The organism is Limimaricola hongkongensis DSM 17492 (assembly GCF_000600975.2).
Taxonomy (GTDB): Bacteria; Pseudomonadota; Alphaproteobacteria; order Rhodobacterales; family Rhodobacteraceae; genus Limimaricola; species Limimaricola hongkongensis.
The window spans coordinates 284,352-307,908 of the sequence record NZ_KK088652.1 but is presented as its reverse complement, the minus strand read 5'-3'; the positions used below and the strand labels follow the sequence as shown (position 1 = coordinate 307,908).

The following is a 23,557-nucleotide window of genomic DNA, read 5'->3' as shown; positions in this document are numbered from 1 at the left end:
CGAATTGCCGCCTCAGGGCCGGGGCGCGGGCACCGCGCGCGTGCCGCGCCGCAGCCGCCGCCAGATCCGCCCGTCGAGCACCGCAAGCCCGCAGGCCAGCAGCGCAAAGCCCGGATAGGCGCGCGCGGGCAGGGTTTCGTCCAGCACCACGACGCCCAGAAGGATCGCCACGGGCGCGACCATCAAAGTCACCAGAAGCACGTTGCCGCTGCCCGCCACGGCGATGACGCGGTAATAGAGGATATAGGCCAGCGCGGTGGAGCCGACCGACACATAGGCCAGCCCCGCGATCGTGGCCGGGGCGAGATCGAGACGCGGCGCGCCCTCGACGCTCCAGGCCAGCGGCACCATGATCAGCGCGGCACCGGTGACCATGCCCGCGCTGGCGGTGAGCGGCGGCAGCCCGCCCATCATCTTGCGCGCCCAGACGCCGGCCAGCGCGTAGGAGACCGTCGCGCCGATCGCCGCGACCTGACCCAGCGCGCCGGGATCGAAGCCCGACAGCGCCGAGGGGCCGATCACCCAGCACCACCCCGAAAACCCGAGCGCCACGCCCACCGCCTTGCGCGCGGTGAGCCGTTCATCGGCAAAGAAGATCGCCGCGAACAGCACGCCGAAGATCGCCGTGGCGGCGTTGAGAATCGCGATCAGCCCGGTTTCGACATGCTGCTGCCCCCAGGCCAGAAGCCCGAAGGGGATGGCGTTGTTGAGCGCGCCCATGACCGCCAGCACCGCCCAGAGCCGCCATGTGCGCGGCAAGGGCAGGCGGCGGATGAGCACGACCGGCCAGAGCACCGCGGCGGCCCAGACCGCGCGGTGGCTGACGATCCAAAGCGGCCCCACCTGGTCGAGCGCCACGCGCACCGACAAAAACGAGCCGCCCCAGATCAGGGCCAGAAGGCCGAGCTGCGCCCAGGCCGCGTTGGTCATGGTTTTCTGCGATGTCATGCCCGGCACTGTGCACGGCCCGGATGCCGGCGCAATCCGGAACATGCGCATTGCATGCAAACGCGAAAGGGGCCGGCGCGATGGCCGGCCCCTCTTTCAGGTTTTCGGTGCGGATCAGAAGCGGGTCGTGATGCTCATCCCGACCGCCAGCGCGTCGTTGTCCGTGAAGCGCGCCTGCGCCACATCCGGCGTGCCGGTTTCGGGCATCGAATCGCCCAGCAGGGTATAGCGCACGCCGCCCGACAGGGTGACCTGCTCGCTCGCCTTGTAGGCGCCGCCGAGGCTGATCCAGCGCTTGCCGTTGGTCGGGTCGAGCGGCGAGACGAGATCGTCCTTTTCCGGCTCGAAGCCGATCGCGGCCTGGGCCGAGAACATGTCGTTGAACCGGCGGCCGACGCCGATCTGCGCCGAGTAGTTGTCTTCGATGTTGGTCAGGCTGGCGCCGCCGGTCGCGAGGCTGAAGATCTGCGGCGAGACGATCGTATCGGCATACGCGGCATAGCGGATATTGGCGAAAACGAGCGTGTCCTGCGCCACGCCGGTCTGCAGGTCGAGATTCCAGCTTTCGGGCGTTTCCACGGTGGTCGTCCCGGCCGCCACGGCCGGAAAGCCGGGGCCAAGCGGCGGCGGCGTCTGCAGCAGCGCGGGGATGCTCTCCACCGCGTCGAAATCATGCTCGATCACCGAATTGTAGGTCAGCGCCACGCGCAGCGCGATCTCGGGACGCTCATAGGCGGCACCCAGCACGTAGCCATAGGCGGTGTTGTCCTCAAGCTCGACCTCGTAGCCGCTCAGTGCACGATAGGCGGCCCCGTTGAGACGGATCCGCCCTTCCAGTTTCTCGCCACGCAGGCCGCCATGGAAGCTGAAATTCTCGTTGACCTTGTAGCGACCCACCAGCGTCATCGCGAGGCTGTCGAGATCGGCGCTGGTGCCGCCGAGATTGCTGCCCGCGGTTTCGGGATACAGGATGTCCGCCCCGAACGGCTGGTCGACGATCAGCGCCATGGAGATGTCGGGGGTGATGTCGAATTTCAGGCTGCCGGAGACGTTGAGAAAATCCTCGCCGACCCCGTCATATTCCGCGACCGGGTCCAGAGTCGTCCGGTCTTCGAGGTCACGACCGCTGAGATCGGGAAACACCCGGCCATAGCTCAGTTCGAGGAGGTTGCCCTCCTCGAAGATCGCGGTGACGTCCTGGTTCGAACGGTCGAGCCCGACGGCGCCCGCCGTCGTGGCCATCAGCGCCGTCGCCAGCGCCAGCGCGCTCGTGGCGCCGTAATGCAGTTTCATGGTCTCTCCCTGTCGCAAGATGCGTCCTCTGCGACGAGCAGAGCGGGTTGACGTCTACGTCACAATCCATGACGCAACGGCAGGTTGACCGGCGCGCCGCAGCGTCACATGACTGCATCAGATCCCGGCATGAAAAAGGCCCCCGAAGGGGCCTTCGACATCCGTCATTCCCACTCGATGGTGCCCGGCGGCTTCGAGGTCACGTCATAGGTGACGCGGTTGATGCCGCGCACCTCGTTGATGATCCGCGTCGCCGTCTCGCCGAGGAAGTCGTGGCTGAACGGGTAGTAATCGGCGGTCATGCCGTCGACGCTCGTGACCGCGCGCATCGCGCAGGCGTAGTCATAGGTCCGCCCGTCGCCCATCACGCCGACCGTGCGCACCGGCAAGAGCGCCACGAAGGCCTGCCAGATCTCGTCGTAAAGGCCGTGCTTGCGGATCTGGTCGATATACACCGCGTCGGCGCGGCGCAGGATCGCCAGCTTTTCGCGGGTGATCTCGCCGGGGCAGCGAATCGCGAGACCCGGCCCGGGGAAGGGGTGGCGGCCGATGAAGCTGTCGGGCAGGCCGAGCTCGCGGCCCAGCGCGCGGACCTCGTCCTTGAACAGCTCGCGCAGCGGCTCCACGAGCTTCAGCCCCATCTTCTCGGGCAGGCCGCCGACATTGTGGTGGCTCTTGATCGTGACGCTCGGCCCGCCCGAGAAGCTGACGCTCTCGATCACGTCCGGGTAGAGCGTGCCCTGGGCGAGGAAGGTGGCGCCGCCGACCTCGGCCGCGTGCTTCTGGAACACGTCGATGAACAGCTTGCCGATGGTCTTGCGCTTGACCTCGGGGTCGGAAACCCCTTCGAGCGCGTCGAGGAACAGGTCCTCTTCCTGCGCGTGGATCAGCGGCATGTTGTAGTGGTCGCGGAACATGGTCACGACCTGCTCGGCCTCGCCCTCGCGCAGCAGGCCGTGATCGACGAAGACGCAGGTGAGCTGATCGCCGATCGCCTCGTGGATCAGCACCGCCGCGACCGAGCTGTCGACGCCGCCCGAGAGGCCGCAGATGACCTTCTGATCGCCGACCTGCTCGCGGATCAGGCGGATCGCCTCTTCGCGATAGGCGCCCATGGTCCAGTCGCCCGCGAAGCCCGCGATGTGCAGGAAGTTCTCGAGGAAGGTCTTGCCGTTCGGGGTGTGGTGCACCTCGGGGTGGAACTGCACGGCATAGAAGCGGCGGTCGAGATCGGCGGTGATCGCGTAGGGCGCACCGGGCGAGGTGCCGCAGACCGCAAAGCCCGGCGCCAGCTTGCTCACATGGTCGCCATGGCTCATCCAGACCTGCTCGCGCCCCTCGAGGAACCAGCCGCGCAAGAGATCGGTCGCTTCGCCTTCGGGTTCGACATAGGCGCGGCCGAACTCGGCGGTGCCGTCGCCGCGCAGCACTTCGCCGCCCAGCATCTGCATCATCACCTGCTGGCCGTAGCAGATCCCGAGGACCGGCACCTCCAGCTCGAAGATCCGCATCGGCGGGCGCGGGCTGCCTTCGTCCGGCACGCTGGCCGGGCCGCCCGACAGGATCACCGCCTGCGGCTCGAAGGCGTCGAGGAAGGCCTCGTCCACCGCGTTGAAGGGATGGATTTCGCAATAGACGTTCAATTCCCGCAGGCGACGCGCGATGAGCTGCGTCACCTGGGAGCCGAAATCCACGATGAGAAGGCGCTGGTGCTGTTGGCTGTGCTCGGTCATGGGCAAGCGAATAGGCCCGGCGGCAGCGTGGCGCAAGAGGGCGCAAGGGGCGGCGGGGCCGAAAAAGCGCGCGGCATCCGCGGCCCATGTCGCTTTCGCGCCTGAGGCGGCGCAATCCGGCCAAGCCCGGGTCGACAGGGCGGCTATCACGGAACGACAAGCGCATCACGGGAGCGGGCGATGACGGAAGCGGCACGGGCAGTGACCGGGGAACGGGCGGGACGACGGGGGCGGTCGGGCGGCGGCGCCGCGAGGCGGGCGGAACGCACCGCCGTCAGCGTCGAGACGGCGCGTTTCATCACCCGCAACATCCCCGATTTCGAGGTGCTCGACGAGGCCGCCATCGCGGTGATCGAGCACAATGCCGAAACCGTGCTCGAGGAAATCGGCGTGGTGTTCTCGGACAACCCCGAGGCGCTTGAACGCTGGCGGCAGGCCGGCGCCAACGTCACCGGCGACCGGGTGCGCATTCCCCGCGGCCTGGCGCGCCAGCTTTGCGCCACGGCGCCCGCAAGCTTCACCCAGCACGCGCGCAACCCCGAACGCTCGGTCGAGATCGGCGGGCGCAACCTCGTGCTGGCCCCGGTCTATGGCCCGCCCTTCGTGCGCGACGCCTCCGGCGGGCGGCGCTATGCCACGATCGAGGATTTCCGCAATTTCGTGAAGCTCGGCTACATGTCGAAATGGCTGCACCATTCGGGCGGCACCGTCTGCGAGCCGACGGACGTAGCGGTCAACAAGCGCCATCTCGACATGCTGCTGGCGCATATGACGCTGTCGGACAAGCCCTTCATGGGCTCGGTCACCGCGCCCGAGCGCGCGCAGGACAGCGTCGAGATGTGCGAGATCCTGTTCGGCCGCGATTTCGTCGCCGAGAACACGGTGATGACCTCGCTGATCAACATCAACTCGCCGCTGACCTTCGACGGCATCATGATGGGCGCGCTGGAGGTCTATGCCAAGGCCAACCAGGCCTGCATCATCTCGCCCTTCATCGTCGGCGGCGCGATGGCGCCGGTGTCGGTCGCAGGCACGCTGACGCAGGTGCTGGCCGAGGCGCTGGCCGGTGTCGCCTACAGCCAGATCATGCGCCCCGGCGCGCCGGTGATTGTCGGCACCTTCGTCACCTCGATCGACATGAATTCCGGAGCGCCGACCTTCGGCACGCCGGAGGCCTCTCTCATCACCTATGGCATGGGACAGCTGGCGCGCCGGCTCGGTCTGCCCTACCGCTCGGCGGGCGGGTTCTGCGGCTCCAAGCTGCCCGACGCGCAGGCCGGGTACGAAAGCGCCAACAGCCTGAACATGGGGCTGATGGCGGGCGTCAACTTCATGCTGCATGCCTGCGGCTGGCTCGAAGGCGGTCTCGTCGCCTCCTACGAGAAATTCGTGATGGATGCCGACCAGCTCGGCGCGTTGCACCAGGTGGCCAAGGGGGTCGATACCTCCGAGGACATGCAGGCGATGGACGCGATCCGCGAGGTCGGGCCGGGCGGGCATTACCTTGGCTGCGCGCATACGCAGGCCAATTTCAAGACCGCCTTCTGGCGCAGCGACCTGCTCGACTACAAGCCGTTCGAAACATGGGAGGAGGAAGGCGCGCGCGATACGCAGACGCTCGCCTCGGCGCGGGTGGCGCGGCTGCTCGACACCTATCGGCAACCGCCGCTCGACCCGGAGATCGCGCAGCGGCTGACGGCCTATGTCGAGGCCAAGAAGGCCGCGATCGCCGACAGCTTCAGCTGACGCCGCCCCGGCGCAGCAGCCGCGCCTCGCCCATCAGCGCGACCATGATCTCGACATGGCGGGCGGGGCGGTAATCGGCGGTCCCGGCGCGGCGGCGCGCCTCGATGTCGCCTTCGCGCTCCAGCAGCGCGACGGCGGCCTGCGCGGGACCGCGCGCGGCGGGGCCGATCAGACGCGGCAGCGCCGTGCTCCGGTCATAAAGATCGACCCCGAAGCGCGCGGCGTCGACCAGAAGCCGCGGCCGTCTCAGCGCCGCGATCCTGCTCAGCGGGTCCTGCATGGCCTGTTCTCCCTCATGTGGCGTGACGACATCCCGAACAGTCACACGCCCCGCGCCGCGTTGCGCGAAACCGCGCCGTAACGCGCGGTGGCTTCAGCCTTGTTTGGGAATTTTCAACCAAGCTGAACGGGTCCGGGGCGCATTAACGCTTCGGTAACCGTGGCAACTGAGAGTTGAGATCGTGATGCTTGGGGACGTCAGGGAGGACCGGGCGCGGACACCGGGTCCGGCAGCCGATACAGTGATGCGACGCCATGCGGGCGGGATGGAGGGTCTGCCCGACTGGGTGCCGCCACCGGTGCGGCACTATCTCGAACATGTCGAGGGCGGTGCCCCGATCCGGGTGCTTGCCCGCCGTTCCGAGGTGCATGCCTCGACGGTGCTGCGGCAGGTGCGCCAGATGGAAAGCCGGCGCGACGATCCGCTGGTCGACGCGGCCCTGCAACGGCTGTCGCGGCGCTATGGCCCCGCATCCCCCGAGGAGAGAGCGATGACCCATCACGATCCACAGGGGCCACGGCCCGACGGCGGCGACACCGGTGCCATGGCCGAAACGATGCGAGTGCTGCGCCGCATGGCCGAACCCGGCGCGGTGCTGGCGGTGGCATCCGGAATGCCCGTCGCCGCCGTGATGCGCGAAGGCCCGGCGGGCGAGACGCAGCGTTTGGCCCGACTCGATCGGTCGGTGGCCGAAACGCTGGCGCTGCGCGGCTGGATCGCGGCGCAGGAGGGGCCGGGAAAGGTGGCGCGCTACCGCATCACGTCGCGGGGGCGCGCGGCGCTGAAAGGCAATGACGCGCCGGGGCCGGACGGCTTCGCGGAGGCGGCCACCGGTTTCGCCGCCCCCGCGGCCACGGCGCGCATGGCGGCGCAGGACGGCCCGCTGATGCTTCTGGCGCGCAGGCGCGACCGCGACGGGCGACCGTTTCTCGGGCGCGATCTCGTCTCGGCCGGGGAGCGGCTGCGCGAGGATTTCGAACTGGCGCAGATAGGGCCGCGGGTGACGCAGGACTGGTCGCGTTTTCTCACCGCCGGATGCGCAAGCGGGCCGGGGCACAGGCCGTCGGGCGCGCGCGACCGGCTCGCCGCGGCGCTCGCCGATCTCGGGCCGGGCCTGGGCGACGTGGCGCTGCGCTGTTGCTGCTATCTCGAAGGGATGGAGAGCCTCGAGCGGCGCATGGGCTGGTCGGCGCGGTCGGGCAAGATCGTGCTGCGCATCGCGTTGCAGCGGCTCAGGCGGCATTACGACGCGGCGGGCGGCAGCGAGATGATCGGTTAGCGGATCCGGCACGAAAAAGGGCGGCGGCAGGTCGCCCCGCCGCCGCCCGAAAGGCCCTTCGTGACGGGCCGCCTACTCGGCCGCGTCGACCGCGGTGTCGTCGGTCACGGGCACGGCGTTCACATCCGATGCCATCCGCTCATTGGCCTCGCGCACGCCGCGGGCGTAATCGGGATGCACCCGCTCCAGCACCGCGTACCAGCGTTCCTTGACCGCGTCCGAGCACGGGCCCATCGCCGCGGCATAGTTGGCGAAGAGCCGCGCCTTCTGGTCGGCGTCGAACATCTCGAACAGCTTGCGCGGCTGCACGAAATCGACGTCGCTGACCTCCTGCGGATAGCGATACGCCTCCGGATCGATCCGAAGCGGCGGCTCCATCGCCGTCGGATCGGCCACCGGGCCGTCATACTGGTTCGGCTCGTAATAGGCGTCCGGGTTGTCGAAGTCGTTGGTGAAGAAGCGCATCGCGCCGTCTTTGTGGTAGTGGTTCACCTTCGCGGCATGCGGTGCGTTGGCGGGCAGCGCCTCGTAATGCGTGCCGAGCCGGTAGCGATGCGCGTCGGCATAGGACCAGACCCGCGCCTGCAGCATCCGGTCGGGCGAAAAGCCGATGCCGGGCACCACGTTCGACGGGCTGTAGGCCGCGTTCTCGACCATCTGGAAATAGTTCTCGACGTTGCGGTTCATCTCCAGCTCGCCGACCTCGATCAGCGGGTAGTCGCCATGCGGCCAGACCTTGGTGAGATCGAAGGGGTTGTAGTCCTGCTGGTCGGCCTCGGCCTCGGGCATGACCTGGATGTAGAGCGTCCATTTCGGGAAATCGCCCGCCTCGATCGCGTTGTAGAGATCCTCCTGGTAGGCCTCGCGCGTCTTGCCGATCAGCGCCTCGGCCTCGGCATTGGTGTAGTGCTCGTGGCCCTGCTGGGTCTTGAAGTGGAACTTCACCCAGTACCGCTCGCCGGCGTTGTTCCACAGCGAGAAGGTGTGGCTGCCATAGCCGTTCATGTGCATTGGGTTGGTCGGGATGCCGCGATCCGACATCAGGATCGTCACCTGGTGCACGCTTTCGGGCTGGGCGGCCCAGAAGTCGAACATCGCCTCGGGCGAGCGCAGGTTGGTCTTGGGGTGGCGTTTCTGGGTGCGGATGAAGTCGGGGAATTTATAGGCATCGCGCACGAAGAAGATGGGGGTGTTGTTGCCCACCATGTCCCAGTTGCCGTCCTCGGTATAGAATTTGAGGGAGAAGCCGCGCACGTCGCGCTCGGTGTCGGCGGCGCCGGATTCACCGGCCACGGTCGACCAGCGCGACAGCACCTGCGTCTGCTTGCCGATCTGCGAAAAGATCTTGGCGCAGGTATACTTGGTGATGTCGTGGGTCACGGTAAAGGTGCCCGCCGCGCCCCAGCCCTTGGCATGGACCACGCGCTCGGGGATGCGTTCGCGGTTCTGGTGGGCGAGCTTCTCGATCAGCTGGTAATCTTCGAGCAGGACGGGGCCGCGCGCCCCGGCGGTCTTGGTCGTGTCGTTCGACGCCACGGGCGCGCCGGCGCTCGTCGTCAGGCGGGGTTTGTCGGTCATGTCGTCCCTCCGGGTTGGTGCTTGGCATGAATATGGAGCGCGGGGGGCGAAAGGAAAAATCGGATCTTCTGGCCCCTGCCATCGGATTGGCTTATGGCAAATCCATGAACCTATCAGTCAAGCAGTTGCGCTACTTCGTGGCGCTGGCCGAAACGGGCGGCTTCGTGCGCGCCGCGGAACGGGTGAATGTAAGCCAGCCCGCGCTCAGCCAGCAGATCAAGGACATGGAGGCCGAGCTTGGCGTCCGGGTCGTCGACCGCCTGCCGCGCGGGGTGCGGCTGACCCGGTCGGGGCGCGAGGTGCTGGAGCGGGCGCGGCGGGTGCTGGCCGAGCTCGAGGATCTGGAGCGCGCGGCGCGGCTGGCGCGTGGATTGTCGGGGCGGCTCAGGCTCGGGGTGATCCCGACGGTCGCGCCCTATCTTCTGCCCGGCGCGCTGACGCGGCTTCGGGCGCGCGATCTCACGCTCGACATCCGGGTGCGCGAGGCCCAGACCGAGATCCTGCTCGACGATCTGGAAACGGGGCGGATCGACGCGGTGGTGGCGGCGTTGCCGCTGCCGGGTCCGGGGCTGGCGGCGGAGACGCTGATCGAGGATCGCTTCGTTCTGGCGGGCACGCAGGCGCGGCTGGCCCGCTGGGCCGAGGGGCGCGAAGCGCTGCGCCCGGCCATGGTGGCGCCCGATCAGCTGTTGCTGCTCGACGAGGGGCACTGCCTCGCCGATCAGGCGCTGGAGGTCTGCGGTCTCAGGGGGCGCGGGCGCGTCGATCTGGGCGCCTCGTCGCTGGCGACGCTGTCGGGGCTGGTGGCCGAAGGGTTCGGGCTGACGCTTTTGCCCGAGATCGCGCTCAGGGCGGAAACGGCTGCGGCACCGGGGCTGGCGCTGAGGCGCTTTGCCGCGCCCGAGCCCGCGCGCGCGCTGGCGCTGGTGCGGCGGGCGGGGGGTGATGACGGCTGGGCCCCGCCATTGGCCGCGCTGTTGCGCGATGCGGGGGCCGAGCTTCTGCGCTCGGCCCGCGCGGTCTGTCCTTAGGGGGGCGAGACCCGGATCAGGCGGCCTGTTCGCGCGCGTCCGCCTCGAGCCATTCGAGCACGGTCTCGGGCGAGGAGACGCCGTAGGGGTCCTCGGGGTGGTTGTCGCACAGGCCCGGCTCTTCGAACCATGCCTCGACGCGGCCGTCATTGATGACGGCGGCGTAACGCCAGCTGCGCAGGCCGAAACCGAGATTGTCCTTGCGCACCAGCATGCCGGCGCGGCGGGTGAATTCGCCGGAGCCGTCGGGGATCACCTCGACGTTCTCGAGGTTCTGCGCCTTGGCCCACTGGTTCATCACGAAGGCATCGTTGACCGACATGCAGTAGATCGCGTCGACGCCATGCGCCTTGAAGGTTTCGAAGTTCTTCTCGAAGCCGGGCAGCTGGTAGGTCGAGCAGGTCGGCGTGAACGCGCCGGGCAGCGAAAACAGCACCACGCGCTTGCCCGCGAAATAGGAGGCGGTGTCGCGCTCTTCCCAGCGGAAGGGGTTCGGGCCGTCGAGGCTTTCGTCGCGAACGCGGGTGCGGAAGGTCACGTCGGGGATACGGGCGCCGGGCTGCATGGGCATGCTCCTGTCTGTCTCGGATCTATGGGTTCGGGCGAGACTTAGGAAATCGAAGGCGACTTCGCAATGCTGCGTCGCGGCAAATTCCCGGACTGCGCCGGATGCATGGCGGGGTTGCGGCAGTCGCCCGGCGAGCGGTCCAAGCCGCGTTGCGCCCGTGCGTCGCGCGGCCTATGTATCGGCAAGGCCAAGAGGAAAGGCATGACCGTGCGCGACCTGAAGATCCCCGGCGACCGCCACCCCGAAAAGGCACGCCGCGCCGACAGTGCGCCGCAGCCCAAGAAACCCGACTGGATCCGCGTCAAGGCGCCGACCTCCGAGGGTTACAAGCAGACCCGCGACATCATGCGCGAGCACAAGCTCGTCACCGTCTGCGAGGAGGCGGGCTGCCCGAATGTGGGCGAATGCTGGAGCCAAGGCCACGCCACCATGATGATCATGGGCGAGATCTGCACCCGTGGCTGCACCTTCTGCAACGTGGCGACGGGGCGTCCCGACGCGCTCGACGTGTTCGAGCCGGGGCGGGTCGCCGACGCGGTGAAGAAGCTCGGCCTGAACCACGTGGTGATCACATCGGTCGACCGCGACGATGTCGATGATGGCGGCGCCGAGCATTTCGCCCAGACCATCCGCGCCGTGCGCCGCCAGTCGCCCGGCACCACGATCGAGATCCTGACACCGGATTTCCTGCGCTCCAAGCCCGGTTCGCTGGAGGTCGTGGTCGCGGCCAAGCCGGACGTGTTCAACCACAACCTCGAAACCGTCCCCGGCCTTTACCCCGAGGTGCGCCCCGGCGCGCGGTATTTCCATTCGCTGCGGCTGTTGCAGCGGGTGAAGGAGCTGGACCCGTCGATGTTCACCAAGTCGGGCATCATGGTGGGGCTCGGCGAGGACAAGCAGGCCGTGCACCAGGTGATGGACGACATGCGCGCCGCCGACATCGATTTCCTGACCATCGGCCAGTACCTGCAGCCGACCAACAAGCACCACGCCGTCGACCGCTTCGTGACGCCCGAGGAATTCGCAAGCTACGAAAAGGCCGCGCGGGGCAAGGGTTTCCTGATGGTGTCGGCGACGCCGCTGACGCGCTCGTCCTACCACGCGGGCGAGGATTTCGCGCAGCTGCGCGCGGCGCGGCTGGCCCGGCTGGGCGCCTGAGCCGACAGGGCGAGGCGTCTTTCACGAAGGCCCGGCGCCGCGCCCGTGGCAAGGCGGTCGCGGGCGTATTTGGAGAATGGTGAAAGCGGATCGCGCGCCTCCTTCGGCCGCGCGCAAACGGCGCAGGTCATCGCGCGGCAGATCGCCTTCACCATTCCCAAAATACGCAAATCCGCCGTCGGTCACTCGACCGGCGGCACGGATTTGAGATAGGCGGCGATCGCCGCGCGATCCTCGGCGGGCAGCTTGGCCAGTTCCGAGACCACCATGGCCATCTCGGCCCCGGCGGTGTCGAAATCGGGCGTGAAGCCGGTTTCGAGGTAATAGGCGATGTCGCTTTCCGACCAGTCGAGCCCGGCGGGCGTGATGTCGGGAATGCGCCCTTCGCCGGACGGGTTCGGTGCGCCGGACAGCCAGCGCGCGTGGTCGAGCCCGCCCAAGGCCCCGCGCGGCGTGTGGCATTCGCCGCAATGCGACAGCGCCTCGGCGATGTAGCGCCCGCGCGTCGCGGCCTTTGACAGATCGCCCGCGACCACCCAGCCCTCATCGAGATTGAGCCGTTTCCACAGCCCGATGCCGCGCCGGATCGAAAAGGGAAAGGGGACGTCATGCGGCAGGCTTCGGGCCGATGACGGCGGCAGGGTCCGCAGATGCGCCACGAGATCGCGCATGTCCTGCGGGTCGGCCTTGGCATAGGCGGCATAGGGCAGGGCGGGGTAGTAATGCGCGCCCGATGGCGACACGCCGCGCATCACCGCGCCCATGATCTCGGCATCCGACCAGTCGCCCACGCCCTGCGGCGAGGGCGAGATGTTGGGCGCAAGGAACGTGCCGAAGGGCGAGACGAAGGCGCGCCCGCCCGCCAGCACCGGTGCTTCGCCGATTTCGGCCTCCGGCGCGACATGGCACGACGCGCAGCCCGCGGCGGCAAAGACCAGCGCGCCGCGCCCGGGGTCGCCCGGCGGGCCCGCCGCCAACGCGTCGGGCAGCGGGTCGGGCGCGGTCAGTACCCAGCCCGCGCCCCCCGCCAGCAACAGCGCCGCCGCGGCGCCGAGCGCGCGGCCGATCATTCCTCGTCGGGTTTGCGGTAGGTTTCGTGGCAATCGCCGCAGCCCTTGCCCAATGCGCCCATCGCGCCCTGCAGTGCCGCGAGATCGGTGCCGGCGGCCTGCTTCATCGCCATGGCGGCTTTCGACAGCGCGTCTTCCTGGGCGTTGAAATCCTCCATCTTCTCCCAGATCACCGGAAGGGCGCGGCTGTCTTCCAGATCGGCGCTCGACGATCCTTCGACCCAGTAGAGATTGCCTGCCGTTGCGGCAAGAGCGGCCAGCGTGTCCGCGGCGGCGGCGGCGGTGTCGGCGTCATATTCCACCTCGCCCTTGGCCATGCCGCCGAGAATGCCGATATGCGCGCCCATGAGCTTCATGTGGCTGACGCGCACCTCGTGCGCCCTGGTCGGATCGAAGGCCTGCGCGGAGGCAAGACCGGCAATGGCCGCAAGGCCTGTCGCGGCGAGAGCGAGACGGATCGTTCGGGTCATGGCGGTATGTCCTGTCAAAAGGTCAATCGGCTCTACCCTAACGTCAATTCCGCATCGGTCCACCATGTTCGGTGCGCTATCGCAACAGCGCCCCGCGCCCGCCCGGCGTCACGCGGAGCGCGTCGGGCCAGCCCCAGAAATATTCGATCCCGACCAGCAGGAGACAGGCGATGATCACCCCGGCGATCATCGCCATGTGGCGCGGCGAGGGCGGGTGACGCGCCCAATGCGCAAGCCGCAACAACCAATGGATATTCATGGCGCTCTTTTCCTTCGGGCTTGTCGCTCCAGATCGGTGCGGTGATCGCATGTCGCAAGGCCGCCGGGGTTGAACTCTTCCCGCGCGGCGGCGAGATGAGAGCAGACACGAAGGAAACGCCGATGCCGACACATTCCGAGACCCGCACGCTGCCCTATACGGCCCAGCAGATGTACGACCTCGTGGCGGATGTCGGAAATTACCCGAAGTTCCTGCCATGGACCGCCGCGGCGCGGGTGCGCTCGGTCACGCCCGAGGGCGATCACGAGGTCATGCTCGCGGATATGGTGATCTCGTTCAAGGTGTTCCGCGAACGCTTCACCAGCCGCGTCACGCTCTGGCCCGAGCAAAAGAAGATCCACACCGAGTATATCGACGGCCCCTTCCACCACCTCGAAAGCAACTGGAGCTTTCGCGACGTGGAGGGCGGATCGGAGGTGCATTTCGACGTGGATTTCGAGTTTCGCAACCGGCTGTTGCAAGGCGCGGCGGGCCTGTTCTTCAACGAGGCGATGCAGCGCGTGGTGCGCGCCTTCGAGCGGCGCGCGCATGAGCTTTACGACGCGCCGGGACCAAAGGCGGGCTAACCCACGCCTTCGATCAGCAACGCGATCGCCCGGTCGCGCGCCAGCGCGCGCACCGTGTCGCGGCCCCGCGCGCCGAATTCGACCGTTTCCGTGGTGCAGCCAAGCGCCGTGGCGAGGCCAAAGCAGACGCGCCCTTCGGGCTTGTGCTCGGAGCCGCCGGGCCCGGCGATGCCGGTGATCGAAACGGCGATGTCGGCACCGGAGCGGGCGCGCGCGCCGCGGGCCATCTCGGCGGCCACTTCCTCGCTCACCGCGCCATGCGCGTCGAGCGTGGCGGCGGCGACGCCCAGAAGATCGCGCTTGGCAGCGTTGGCATAGGTCACGACGCCCCAGTCGAACACGTTCGACGCGCCCGGCGTTTCGGTGATTGCGGCGGCGACCATGCCGCCGGTGCAGCTTTCGGCGGTGGCGATGCGCAGGCCTGCCGCGCGCGCCGCGTTCACCAGCCTTGCCGTATCGCCCATCTCAGCCTCCGTAGATCATGACGCCATGCGCCAGCACCGCCAGCACAACGACGCCGATGGCGGCGAAGATCCCGGCCACCACGTCGTCGAGCATCAACCCGGTCACGTCGCCGCGCCGATCCATGCGGCCCACCAGGGACGGCTTCCAGATGTCGAACAGCCGGAACAGCACGAAGGCCGCGACCCAGCCGGGCCACAGATCGAGCACCGGCGCGCCGACATGGGCCGCGCCGAACAGCACCGGCCAGAGCGCGATCCACTGGCCCGCCACCTCGTCGATGACGACGTGGGAGGGGTCGTGATCACCCGCGCGCGCGGCCTCGGCCCTTGCTGCCGGAAAGCCCACAGCCAGCGCCAGCGCGATCATGGCGAGCATCAGCCACGGCCCGCCGATCCAATGGATCGGCAGCGCCGCCACGAGCGCGGCGAGAGAGCCCCAGGTGCCGGGGGCGGGGCGGATCAGCCCGGTGTAGAAGAAGGTGGCGATGAGCCGGCTCATGCCTTCACCAGAGTGGCCGTGGCCATCGCGGCGATGCCTTCCTCGCGACCCGCGAAGCCTAGCCGCTCGGAGGTGGTCGCCTTGACGCTGACCCGGCCCGGTTCGATCTGCATGATCCGCGCCAGCTCGGCGCGCATCGCCTCGGCATGCGGGCCGACCTTGGGGCGTTCACAGATCAGAGTGACATCGCAATGGGTTATGGCGAAACCTTCAACCCGCGCGAGATCGGCGGCATGGGCGAGGAAGATCTCGGAGCGCGCGCCTTTCCATTGCGGATCGGAGGGCGGGAAATGCTGGCCGATATCGCCATGCGCCATGGCGCCATAGATCGCGTCGGTGAGGGCGTGCATGCCGACATCGGCGTCCGAATGGCCCTTGAGCCCGCGCTCATGCGCGATCTCCACGCCGCAAAGCCAGAGGCTGTCGCCCGGCCCGAAGGCGTGCACGTCAAAGCCGTTGCCCGTTCTCACATCCATGTCGCACCCCAATATCCTCTCGGCGCGGATGAAATCCTGCGCGGCGGTGATCTTCAGATTGTCCTCGTGGCCCGGCACGACCGAGACCGCAAGCCCCGCCGCGCGCGCCACCGCGACGTCGTCGGCGGCGGGCGGGCCGTCATGCGCGCGATGCGCCGCGAGGATCGCGTCGAAGCGAAAGCCCTGCGGCGTCTGCGCCCGCACCAGCCCCGCGCGCGAGGGGGCCTCGGCGACCGTCTCATCCTCCACCCGCCACAGCGCGTCGGTGACCACGAGCCCGGGTGCTGCGGCAGGGCCGTGATCGAGCGCGTCGAGCACGGCCCGGATCGTCTCGTGCGGCACCAGCGGGCGCGCCGCGTCGTGGATCAACACCTTTTGCGGCGCCAGCGGCGCCAGCGCTTCGAGCCCCGCGCGCACCGAATGCGCCCGCTCGGCGCCGCCCGCCACCACCAGATCGGCCATCGCCTCGATGCCTGGGTAGCGGCCCATTGCCTCCGGGTGCAGCACAAGGCAGATCGGCCCGAGACCGGCAAAGGCCTCGATCGTGCGGGCCAGCACCATGCGGCCGCCAAGGTCGCGCCATTGCTTGGGCAGGCCGCCGCCCGCGCGCAGGCCCCGGCCCGCCGCGACGATCACGATGGCCGGTCCCGAAGCCGTGGAAATTTGATCAAGGGGGGGCACTCTGTCTCCTTCACGCGGCGATCGCGCTTGTGTAGGGGCTGGCACGGAACGGCGCAATTCCATCCTTTCCGGCACGTGGGTGCCCAATTTTTAGGCAAATGCGATAAGCTGCGGCAATCGCGTCCCGCGCAAAGATTGTGACCCGCCGCCACGCCGCTTAGATCAACCACAGACGCACAGGTTTCAGGCAGATGACACCCGCCACGCATTCTCCCATCGATCTCGGCTCGGGCGTGATCCTTTCGTCGCCGGTGGCGCTTGCGCCGCTCGCGGGGATCACCGACCTGCCGTTCCGCAGCCTCGTGGCCAGCTTCGGCGCGGGCTGGGTGGTGTCGGAGATGGTGGCGAGCCAGGAGATGGTGCAGGCCAAGCCCGGCGTGCGCGAGCGCGCCGAGCTGGGATATGAGCGCGCCGATACGGCGGTGCAGCTGGCGGGGCGCGATCCCTACTGGATCGCCGAGGCCGCGCGCATGGTCGAGGCCAACGGCGCGAAGATCATCGACATCAACATGGGCTGCCCGGCCAAGAAGGTGACAGGCGGGCTATCGGGATCGGCGCTGATGAAGACGCCCGATCACGCGCTGCGGCTGATCGAGGCGGTGGTCGGCGCGGTGTCGGTGCCGGTGACGCTCAAGACCCGGCTGGGCTGGGACGACGATCTTCTGAACGCGCCGGAGATCGCGCGGCGGGCCGAGGCGGCGGGCGTGCGGATGGTAACGATCCATGGCCGCACCCGCTGCCAGTTCTACAAGGGCGCCGCCGACTGGGCCGCGATCCGCGCGGTGCGCGACGCGGTGTCGATCCCGGTGATCGCCAATGGCGACATCACCGATGCAGACCGCGCGCGCACCGCGCTCGCGCGGTCGGGCGCGGCGGGGGTGATGATCGGGCGCGGCGCGCAGGGGCGCCCGTGGCAGCCCGCGCGCATTGCCGCGGCGCTCACCGGTGCGCGGGGCCCGGACATCCCGGTTGGAGGCGCATTTATCGACATGGTGTCAGCTCATTACGAGGCAATGCTCAGCTTTTATGGCGCCGCGCTCGGCGGCCGTGTCGCGCGCAAGCATCTGGGCTGGTACATGGATGAGGCGGGCACGCCGGAGGCGCTGCGCCGCGAGGTGCTGACCGCCGCGCCGCAGGATGTGCCCGGCTTGCTGCCTTTTGCGCTCGATGGCGAAAGATGCGCGGCATGATCCGCGATGCGGCCTTGTGGAATTCGCTGCCCGCGCCTGCGTTGCTGTTGGGGCCGGGCGATGTGATCATGGAGGCCAACGCCGCCGCCGAATTGTTCCTGAACCTGTCGCGGCGCAGCCTGATCGGCGCCCCGGTCTGGGACAAGGTGGCGATCGACGCGCCGCTCGAAGAGGCCTTTGCCCGCGCCCGCGCGCAGGACAGCTCGCTTTCGGTCAACGATGTCGATGTCGGGTCGGGCGAACGCCCGGCGATGCAATGCTCGATCCTGTTCTCGCCGCTGACCGGGGCGGAGGGGCAGATGCTGATGATGATCTCGCCGCGCGAGATGGCGCATCGGCTGACCCAGAGCCACGCCTCGGGCAAGGCCGCGAAATCGGCGATCGGCATGGCCGAAATGCTGGCCCACGAGATCAAGAACCCGCTGGCGGGCATCACTGGCGCCGCCCAGCTTTTGTCGATGGGGCTGTCCTCGGAGGACCGCGAGCTGACCGATCTCATCGTCGAGGAAAGCCGCCGCATCGTGAAGCTGCTGGAGCAGGTCGAGCAGTTCGGCAACCTGCGCCCGCCGGCGCGGCGCGCGGTGAATTTGCACGACACGCTGGACCGGGCGCGGCAATCGGCGGCGGTGGGGTTCGGCGCGCATATGCGGATCGTCGAGGATTACGACCCGTCGCTGCCGCGCGCGCTGGTCGATCCCGACCAATTGCTGCAGGTGCTTTTGAACCTGTTGAAAAACGCCAGCGAAGCGGGCCGCCCCGGCGGCACGATCCGGCTCAGGAGCTTTTACGAACCCTCGCTGCGCGTCCGCCAGCCCGATGGCGGGCAGGCGCGGCTGCCGCTGCAGATCGAGGTGCAGGATGACGGGCCCGGACTGCCGCCCGAGATCGCGGCGGAGGTGTTCGAACCCTTTGTCTCGGGCCGCGAGAACGGCACCGGGCTCGGGCTCGCGCTGGTGTCCAAGCTGGTGATCGAGAATGGCGGCTGGATCCATGTCGACAGCACGCCCGGGCGCACCGTGTTCCGGCTGTCGCTGCCGCGTGCGCCCAAGGATGACCCGAGCGGAGAAGACTGATGGACGGAACGATCCTGATCGCCGATGACGACCGCACCATCCGCACCGTGCTGACCCAGGCGCTGACGCGCGCGGGCTGCAAGGTGCATGCGACCTCGTCGCTGGTGACGCTGATGCGCTGGGTCGAGGAGGGCAAGGGCGACCTCGTGATCTCGGACGTGGTCATGCCCGACGGCAACGGCATCGAACAGCTGCCCCGCATCGCCGCGGCCCGGCCCGGCCTGCCGGTGATCGTGATCTCGGCGCAGAACACGATCATGACGGCGATCCAGGCCACCGAGGCCGAGGCCTATGACTACCTGCCCAAGCCGTTCGACCTGCCCGACCTGATGAAGCGCGCCGCCCGCGCGATCGAGACCCGCCACCGCGCGCCCGCGCCGCGCGACACCGCACCCGACACGGCGGCGGGCGGCGATCTGCCGCTGGTGGGCCGGACCCCGGCGATGCAGGCGCTCTACCGGCTGGTGGCGCGGGTGATGAACACCTCGCTCTCGGTGCTCGTCACCGGCGAAAGCGGCACGGGCAAGTCGTTGATCGCGCGGGCGATCCACGATTTCTCCGACCGCCGGGCGCGGCCCTTCGCCGTCGTGTCGGCCAATGACCTCGCCACGCCGGACGGGCCCAGCGCGGTGCTGGAGCGGGCGCGGGGCGGGTCGATCCTGTTCGACGAGGTGGGCGATCTGGACGATGCGGCTCAGGCGCGCATCGTGCGCATGCTCGACGCCATGGGCGAGGACGCGCCGCGGATCATCGCCACCTCTCAGGGCGACCCGGCGCAGCGGATCGGCGAGGGCGGGTTTCGCGAGGATCTCTATTACCGGCTGGCCGGGGTGACCATCGCGGTGCCGCCGCTGCGGACGCGGGTCGACGACATCCCGCACTTGGCCGAGCATTTCCTGCTGCGCGCGGAGCGCGACGGGCTCGGCCCGCGGGTGCTGTCGCCAAAGGCCACCGAGATGATCCGCGCCTATGCCTGGCCCGGCAATGTGCGTCAGCTCGAAAACGCGATGCGGCGGCTGGTGGTCACCGCCAGCGGCGAGGAAATCGGCCCCGCCGAGGTCGAGGCGGTGCTGGGCGGCCAGCCCGCCGCCGAGCCGCTGCGCGGCGGCGCCGAGGGCGAAAAGCTCTCGGCCAGCGTCGAGCGCCACCTGAAGCGGTATTTCGATCTGCATGGCGGCCAGCTTCCGCCAGCCGGGCTGTATCAGCGCATCCTGCGAGAGATCGAAACACCGCTGATCGAAATCGCTCTCGATGCGACGGGTGGCAACCAGGCGAAATGCGCCGACCTGCTGGGGATCAACCGGAATACGTTGCGAAAGAAGATCACCGATCTCGATATTCGCGTGACACGACGCCGCAAGTTGATGTAAAACCGCAACAGAACCGTGACCCTCCGGACGCAGCGCCGGGGCGAGATCGCGGCATTGAGGCGGCGGAACTTGTGTTCCAATCAACGAGGCAGGGCGTTTGAGGCGGCTATCCACCTCCCGATTCGCACGAGTGACGCGCTGGCGGCGCCAGCGGCGCGTTCAGAACGCCGCGACCCTGTCGCTGGTGATGCTTGGCCCGGTGCTGGCCTTTGCGACATTCTGGGTGCTGGGGCCGCTCGACCAGGGGGCGAGCTCGCCGCTGCTGCGGCTCGTGCTCTTGGGCGATCTCGTCTATGCGCTGGTCGTGGCGGCGCTGGTGTCGTTCCGCGTGGCGCGGATGATCTCGGCCCGGCGCGCGCGTTCGGCGGGGTCGCGGCTGCATTTGCGGCTGACCGGGGTGTTCGCGCTGATCGCGCTGATCCCGACCGTGCTGGTCGCCGTGTTCTCGGTGCTGACCATCAATGTCGGGCTGGAGGGGTGGTTTTCCGAACGCGTGCGCACGGTTCTGGGCGCCTCTCTTTCGGCCGCGCAGGCCTATGAGGAAGAACACCGGCAGGATCTGTCGCGCGACGGGCTGGAGCTGGCGGGGTTTCTCAACGCCGAGCGCAGCGCCCAGCCTTTTTTGTCGGATGGCGAGGTGCGCCAGGCGCTTGGCCGGGTGCAGGGGCAGATCGAGCGCGGCCTGACCGAGGCCTTCGTGATCGATGGCGCGGGCGAGATCCGCGCCCGCGGCGCGCGCAGCTACGAGTTCGATTACGAACGCCCCGAGACGAGCGCGTTCCGCCGGGCCGATGCGCAGGGCATCGCCATCTCCGAGGACTGGACCAATAACGAGTTTCGCGCGCTGATCCCGCTCGACGCCTTCACCGACCGCTATCTCTATGTCACCCGCGAGGTCGATGGCGGCATTCTCGCGCTTCTGGACGACACGCAGCAGACGGTGGAGCTGTATCAGCAGCTCGAGGCCGAGCGCGGACGGCTGCTGTTCGAGTTCGGCCTGCTCTATCTCGGCTTTGCGGTGATCCTGATCCTGGCCGCGATCTGGCTCGGGCTGTGGTTCGCCGAGCGTCTGTCGAAACCGGTCGGGCGTCTCGTCTCGGCCAGCCAGCGAGTCGGCGCGGGCGATCTCGACGTGCGGGTGATCGAGGAGGAGGGCGATGACGAGATCGCCCAGCTCGGCACCTATTTCAATCAGATGACCACCGAGCTGAAGGCGCAGCGCGACCGGCTGTTGGACAACACCCGCCAGATCGAGGCGCGGCGGCGGCTGTTCGACAGCGTGCTGGGGTCGGTCACCTCTGGCGTGATCGGGCTCGACGCCGAGGGCCATGTCGATTTCGCCAACCGCTCGGCGCTGCGGCTTCTGGGGATCGACGCGCAGCCTGATGCGACGACGCTGGCGATGCTGGTGCCCGAATTCGAGCCGCTCTTCGCCGCGCTGTGCCGCGAGGAGCGCGATACGGTGCAAGAACAGATCCGGCTGATCCGCGGCGGCAGCCAGGAGACGCTTCTGGTGCGCATGGCGCCGCGCCGCGCCGATGACGGCGCGCTCGAAGGCTATGTCGTGGCCTTCGACGATGTCAGCGATTTGGTGAGCGCGCAGCGCATGGCCGCATGGGGCGACGTGGCGCGGCGCATCGCGCATGAGATCAAGAACCCGCTGACGCCGATCCGGCTGTCGGCCGAGCGGATCCAGCGCAAGTTCGGGCGCAGGCTCGACGAAGAGGACGCAAGGACGCTGGGCCAGATGACCGAGGTGATCGTGCGCCAGACCGGCGATCTGCGGCGCATCGTCGACGAATTCTCGAAATTCGCGCGCATGCCCGAACCGGACCGCATCCGCAACGATCTCGTCGCGATCCTGCGCGATGCGGTGACGCTGCAGGAGGCGGGCCAGCCCGAGGTGCGCTTCGAGATCGATCTGCCGGGGCACCCCGTGCCTGCCGATCTTGACGCGACGATGATCACGCAGGCGTTCACCAACCTTATCAAGAACGCCGGGGAAGCCATTGAAAGCCATATTGAAAAAGGCGTTGAAGATGGGTTTTCACGGATCATCCGGCTGCGCATGGAGGCCCAGGGCCCCGAAGCCCGGATCACCATCGCCGACAATGGCATCGGCCTGCCCGAGGACCGGGCGCGGCTGTTCGAGCCATATGTGACGACACGCGACAAGGGCACCGGCCTTGGCCTGCCCATCGTCAAGAAGATCATCGAGGAACATGGCGGCAGCCTGTCCCTCGTCGACGCGCCGCCCTTCGAGGAGGGCGCCCATCCGGGCGCCATGGCGGTCATCACCCTTCCGGTGCTCCGGGCGGAGGATGACGAATCGGGGGACACCGAGAAGACCGGGCAACCGGCATTGCAGGCAACAGCATGAGGCACGAGATGGGCGACATCCTGATCACCGACGACGAACGCGACATCCGCGAACTGATCTCGGACATCCTGCGCGACGAGGGCTATTCCACCCGGCTCGCGGGCACCTCCGACGAATGCATGACCGCGATCGAGGACGAGGTCCCGGCGCTGATGATCCTCGACATCTGGCTCAAGGACAGCCGGATGGACGGGATCGACATCCTCAAGACCGTGAAGCGCGAGCATCCCGGCGTGCCGATCGTCATCATCTCGGGCCATGGCAACATCGAGATCGCGGTCGCCGCGATCAAGCAGGGCGCCTACGACTTCATCGAAAAGCCGTTCAACATCGATCAGCTTCTGGTGGTCATCAAGCGCGCGATGGAAACCTCGCGGCTGCGGCGCGAGAACAGCGAGCTCAAGCGCGGCGACGCGGCGCCCGCCGAGATGCTCGGCGACAGCGGCGCGTTCCGCAGCCTGCGCAGCCAGCTCGACAAGGTGACGCGCTCGAACGGGCGGGTGATGCTCACCGGGCATCCCGGATCGGGCAAGGAAGTGGCCGCGCGCTATATCCATGCCAATTCCAACCGCGCCGATGCGCCCTTCGTCACCGTCAACTCGATCACCATCGAACCAGAGCGCATGGAGGAGGTGCTGTTCGGCCGCGAGAGCCCGGAAAAGGGCATCGAGAAGGGCCTTCTGGAACAGGCCAATGGCGGCGTGATCTATTTCGACGAGGTGGCCGACATGCCGCTCGGCACGCAGTCGAAGATCCTGCGCGTGCTGGTCGACCAGTCGTTCCAGCGCGTCGGCGGCGCCGAGAAGGTGCAGGTCGACCTGCGCGTGATCTCCTCGACCAACCGCGACCTTCAGGCCGCGATCAAGGGCGGCTCGTTCCGCCAGGAGCTGTATCACCGGCTCAACGTCGTGCCGATCCACGTGCCGGGGCTGGAGGAGCGGCGCGAGGACATCCCGCTTCTGGCCGATCACTTCATCGGCGAGCTGAGCCGGACGCAGGGCCTGCCGCTGCGCCCGCTTGGCGAGGATGCGCGCGCGCTTTTGCAGACCATGCTTTGGCCCGGCAATATCCGCCAGCTGAAGAACGTGATCGAACGCGTTCTGATCCTTGGGGACTCTTCGGGGGAGATCACCGCGAAGGAGCTGCCGGGGCTGGATGATCCGGGCAGCGACGAGGGCCGCGTCGTGTTGTCGGGCGGGCTGGCCACGCTGCCGCTGCGCGAGGCGCGCGAATTGTTCGAGCGCGAATATCTTCTGACCCAGATCAACCGGTTCGGGGGCAACATCTCGCGCACCGCGGCCTTTGTCGGCATGGAACGCTCGGCGCTGCACCGCAAGCTCAAGAGCCTCGGCGTCGTCACCTCGTCGCGAACCGGTGCCCGGATCGCGCATGTCGAGGACTGAAGCGCCACAGTCGCGGGGCCG

General features: G+C 68.3%; 22 protein-coding genes. 10 read left to right on the top strand and 12 right to left on the bottom strand.

Annotated elements, in window-relative coordinates; translation table 11 throughout:
* Positions 1 to 12 precede the first annotated feature (12 nt).
* The 3 genes from LOKHON_RS09775 to guaA form a co-directional block, all read right to left on the bottom strand.
* The gene (locus LOKHON_RS09775) at positions 13 to 948 is read right to left on the bottom strand and encodes a DMT family transporter (RefSeq protein WP_036082529.1); all 936 of its coding nucleotides are present in this window, start codon (positions 946 to 948) and stop codon (positions 13 to 15) included.
* Between the two features lie 114 nt (positions 949 to 1,062).
* A complete protein-coding gene (locus tag LOKHON_RS09770) occupies positions 1,063 to 2,241 on the bottom strand; it encodes an OmpP1/FadL family transporter (protein ID WP_017928521.1) in 1,179 nt (392 codons plus the stop codon).
* Positions 2,242 to 2,405: 164 nt separating this feature from the next.
* Positions 2,406 to 3,974 carry a glutamine-hydrolyzing GMP synthase gene (gene guaA / locus LOKHON_RS09765; protein ID WP_017928522.1) on the bottom strand — a complete coding sequence of 523 codons (1,569 nt, stop codon included), beginning with the start codon at positions 3,972 to 3,974 and terminating at the stop codon, positions 2,406 to 2,408.
* A gap of 180 nt (positions 3,975 to 4,154) precedes the next feature.
* On the opposite strand from guaA, the gene LOKHON_RS09760 reads away from it, so the two are divergent.
* Positions 4,155 to 5,720 (top strand): trimethylamine methyltransferase family protein, encoded by a 1,566-nt coding sequence (locus LOKHON_RS09760; protein WP_017928523.1) that lies wholly within the window; start codon positions 4,155 to 4,157, stop codon positions 5,718 to 5,720.
* Here LOKHON_RS09760 and LOKHON_RS09755 read toward each other — a convergent pair.
* Positions 5,713 to 6,000 carry a DUF6477 family protein gene (locus LOKHON_RS09755; RefSeq protein WP_017928524.1) on the bottom strand — a complete coding sequence of 96 codons (288 nt, stop codon included), beginning with the start codon at positions 5,998 to 6,000 and terminating at the stop codon, positions 5,713 to 5,715. The two genes, LOKHON_RS09760 and LOKHON_RS09755, sit on opposite strands and share 8 nt — an antisense overlap.
* A 244-nt stretch (positions 6,001 to 6,244) precedes the next feature.
* Here LOKHON_RS09755 and LOKHON_RS09750 point away from each other — a divergent pair, with 244 nt between their 5' ends.
* A complete protein-coding gene (locus tag LOKHON_RS09750; protein WP_245631453.1) occupies positions 6,245 to 7,279 on the top strand; it encodes a DUF6456 domain-containing protein in 1,035 nt (344 codons plus the stop codon).
* A 72-nt stretch (positions 7,280 to 7,351) separates the two neighbouring features.
* On the opposite strand, the gene LOKHON_RS09745 is transcribed toward LOKHON_RS09750, so the two are convergent.
* Complete coding sequence (locus LOKHON_RS09745; protein WP_017928526.1) at positions 7,352 to 8,857, bottom strand: catalase; 1,506 nt, start codon at positions 8,855 to 8,857, stop codon at positions 7,352 to 7,354.
* A 104-nt stretch (positions 8,858 to 8,961) separates the two neighbouring features.
* Between LOKHON_RS09745 and LOKHON_RS09740 the strand changes: the two genes are divergently transcribed.
* Positions 8,962 to 9,888, top strand: a complete 927-nt coding sequence (locus LOKHON_RS09740) for a hydrogen peroxide-inducible genes activator (protein ID WP_026147480.1) — start codon at positions 8,962 to 8,964, stop codon at positions 9,886 to 9,888.
* Between the two features lie 16 nt (positions 9,889 to 9,904).
* Here LOKHON_RS09740 and LOKHON_RS09735 read toward each other — a convergent pair whose 3' ends face one another.
* Positions 9,905 to 10,453, bottom strand: a complete 549-nt coding sequence (locus tag LOKHON_RS09735; protein ID WP_017928528.1) for a peroxiredoxin — start codon at positions 10,451 to 10,453, stop codon at positions 9,905 to 9,907.
* A gap of 204 nt (positions 10,454 to 10,657) precedes the next feature.
* On the opposite strand from LOKHON_RS09735, the gene lipA reads away from it, so the two are divergent.
* Positions 10,658 to 11,614: a lipoyl synthase gene (gene lipA / locus LOKHON_RS09730; RefSeq protein ID WP_017928529.1), complete on the top strand. Its 957-nt coding sequence runs from the start codon at positions 10,658 to 10,660 to the stop codon at positions 11,612 to 11,614.
* Between the two features lie 182 nt (positions 11,615 to 11,796).
* Here the strand turns inward: lipA and LOKHON_RS09725 are convergent, their stop codons facing one another.
* The 3 genes from LOKHON_RS09725 to LOKHON_RS09715 all read right to left on the bottom strand — a co-directional run bounded on the left by LOKHON_RS09725 (position 11,797) and on the right by LOKHON_RS09715 (position 13,413).
* A complete protein-coding gene (locus tag LOKHON_RS09725; RefSeq protein WP_017928530.1) occupies positions 11,797 to 12,684 on the bottom strand; it encodes a cytochrome c in 888 nt (295 codons plus the stop codon).
* The gene (locus LOKHON_RS09720) at positions 12,681 to 13,154 is read right to left on the bottom strand and encodes a c-type cytochrome (RefSeq protein ID WP_017928531.1); all 474 of its coding nucleotides are present in this window, start codon (positions 13,152 to 13,154) and stop codon (positions 12,681 to 12,683) included. Before LOKHON_RS09720 ends, LOKHON_RS09725 begins: the two co-directional genes overlap by 4 nt.
* A gap of 76 nt (positions 13,155 to 13,230) precedes the next feature.
* Positions 13,231 to 13,413 (bottom strand): hypothetical protein, encoded by a 183-nt coding sequence (locus LOKHON_RS09715; RefSeq protein ID WP_017928532.1) that lies wholly within the window; start codon positions 13,411 to 13,413, stop codon positions 13,231 to 13,233.
* 122 nt (positions 13,414 to 13,535) lie between these two features.
* Here LOKHON_RS09715 and LOKHON_RS09710 point away from each other — a divergent pair, with 122 nt between their 5' ends.
* Positions 13,536 to 14,000 (top strand): type II toxin-antitoxin system RatA family toxin, encoded by a 465-nt coding sequence (locus LOKHON_RS09710; RefSeq protein WP_017928533.1) that lies wholly within the window; start codon positions 13,536 to 13,538, stop codon positions 13,998 to 14,000.
* Here the strand turns inward: LOKHON_RS09710 and LOKHON_RS09705 are convergent.
* From LOKHON_RS09705 to LOKHON_RS09695, 3 genes are read right to left on the bottom strand one after another with little or no spacing between them, the layout of a single operon-like run.
* Complete coding sequence (locus tag LOKHON_RS09705; protein WP_017928534.1) at positions 13,997 to 14,464, bottom strand: CinA family protein; 468 nt, start codon at positions 14,462 to 14,464, stop codon at positions 13,997 to 13,999. The two genes, LOKHON_RS09710 and LOKHON_RS09705, sit on opposite strands and share 4 nt — an antisense overlap.
* A gap of 1 nt (position 14,465) precedes the next feature.
* Complete coding sequence (locus tag LOKHON_RS09700) at positions 14,466 to 14,963, bottom strand: phosphatidylglycerophosphatase A family protein (RefSeq protein ID WP_017928535.1); 498 nt, start codon at positions 14,961 to 14,963, stop codon at positions 14,466 to 14,468.
* Entirely contained in the window at positions 14,960 to 16,120 is a 1,161-nt protein-coding gene (locus LOKHON_RS09695) for a bifunctional 2-C-methyl-D-erythritol 4-phosphate cytidylyltransferase/2-C-methyl-D-erythritol 2,4-cyclodiphosphate synthase (protein ID WP_245631452.1), read from the bottom strand. The genes LOKHON_RS09700 and LOKHON_RS09695 overlap by 4 nt, the downstream gene beginning before the upstream one ends.
* Before the next feature lie 191 nt (positions 16,121 to 16,311).
* Between LOKHON_RS09695 and dusB the strand changes: the two genes are divergently transcribed.
* From dusB to ntrX, 5 genes are all read left to right on the top strand, one after another.
* The gene (gene dusB, locus LOKHON_RS09690; RefSeq protein WP_017928537.1) at positions 16,312 to 17,310 is read left to right on the top strand and encodes a tRNA dihydrouridine synthase DusB; all 999 of its coding nucleotides are present in this window, start codon (positions 16,312 to 16,314) and stop codon (positions 17,308 to 17,310) included.
* Positions 17,307 to 18,383 (top strand): two-component system sensor histidine kinase NtrB, encoded by a 1,077-nt coding sequence (locus LOKHON_RS09685; protein ID WP_017928538.1) that lies wholly within the window; start codon positions 17,307 to 17,309, stop codon positions 18,381 to 18,383. Before dusB ends, LOKHON_RS09685 begins: the two co-directional genes overlap by 4 nt.
* Positions 18,383 to 19,753: a response regulator gene (locus tag LOKHON_RS09680; RefSeq protein ID WP_017928539.1), complete on the top strand. Its 1,371-nt coding sequence runs from the start codon at positions 18,383 to 18,385 to the stop codon at positions 19,751 to 19,753. The genes LOKHON_RS09685 and LOKHON_RS09680 overlap by 1 nt, the downstream gene beginning before the upstream one ends.
* Positions 19,754 to 19,940: 187 nt before the next feature.
* The gene (locus tag LOKHON_RS09675; protein ID WP_081610596.1) at positions 19,941 to 22,133 is read left to right on the top strand and encodes a sensor histidine kinase NtrY-like; all 2,193 of its coding nucleotides are present in this window, start codon (positions 19,941 to 19,943) and stop codon (positions 22,131 to 22,133) included.
* Positions 22,134 to 22,141: 8 nt separating this feature from the next.
* Positions 22,142 to 23,536, top strand: coding sequence for a nitrogen assimilation response regulator NtrX (gene ntrX / locus LOKHON_RS09670; protein ID WP_017928541.1), 1,395 nt, complete (start codon positions 22,142 to 22,144; stop codon positions 23,534 to 23,536).
* Positions 23,537 to 23,557 lie beyond the last annotated feature (21 nt).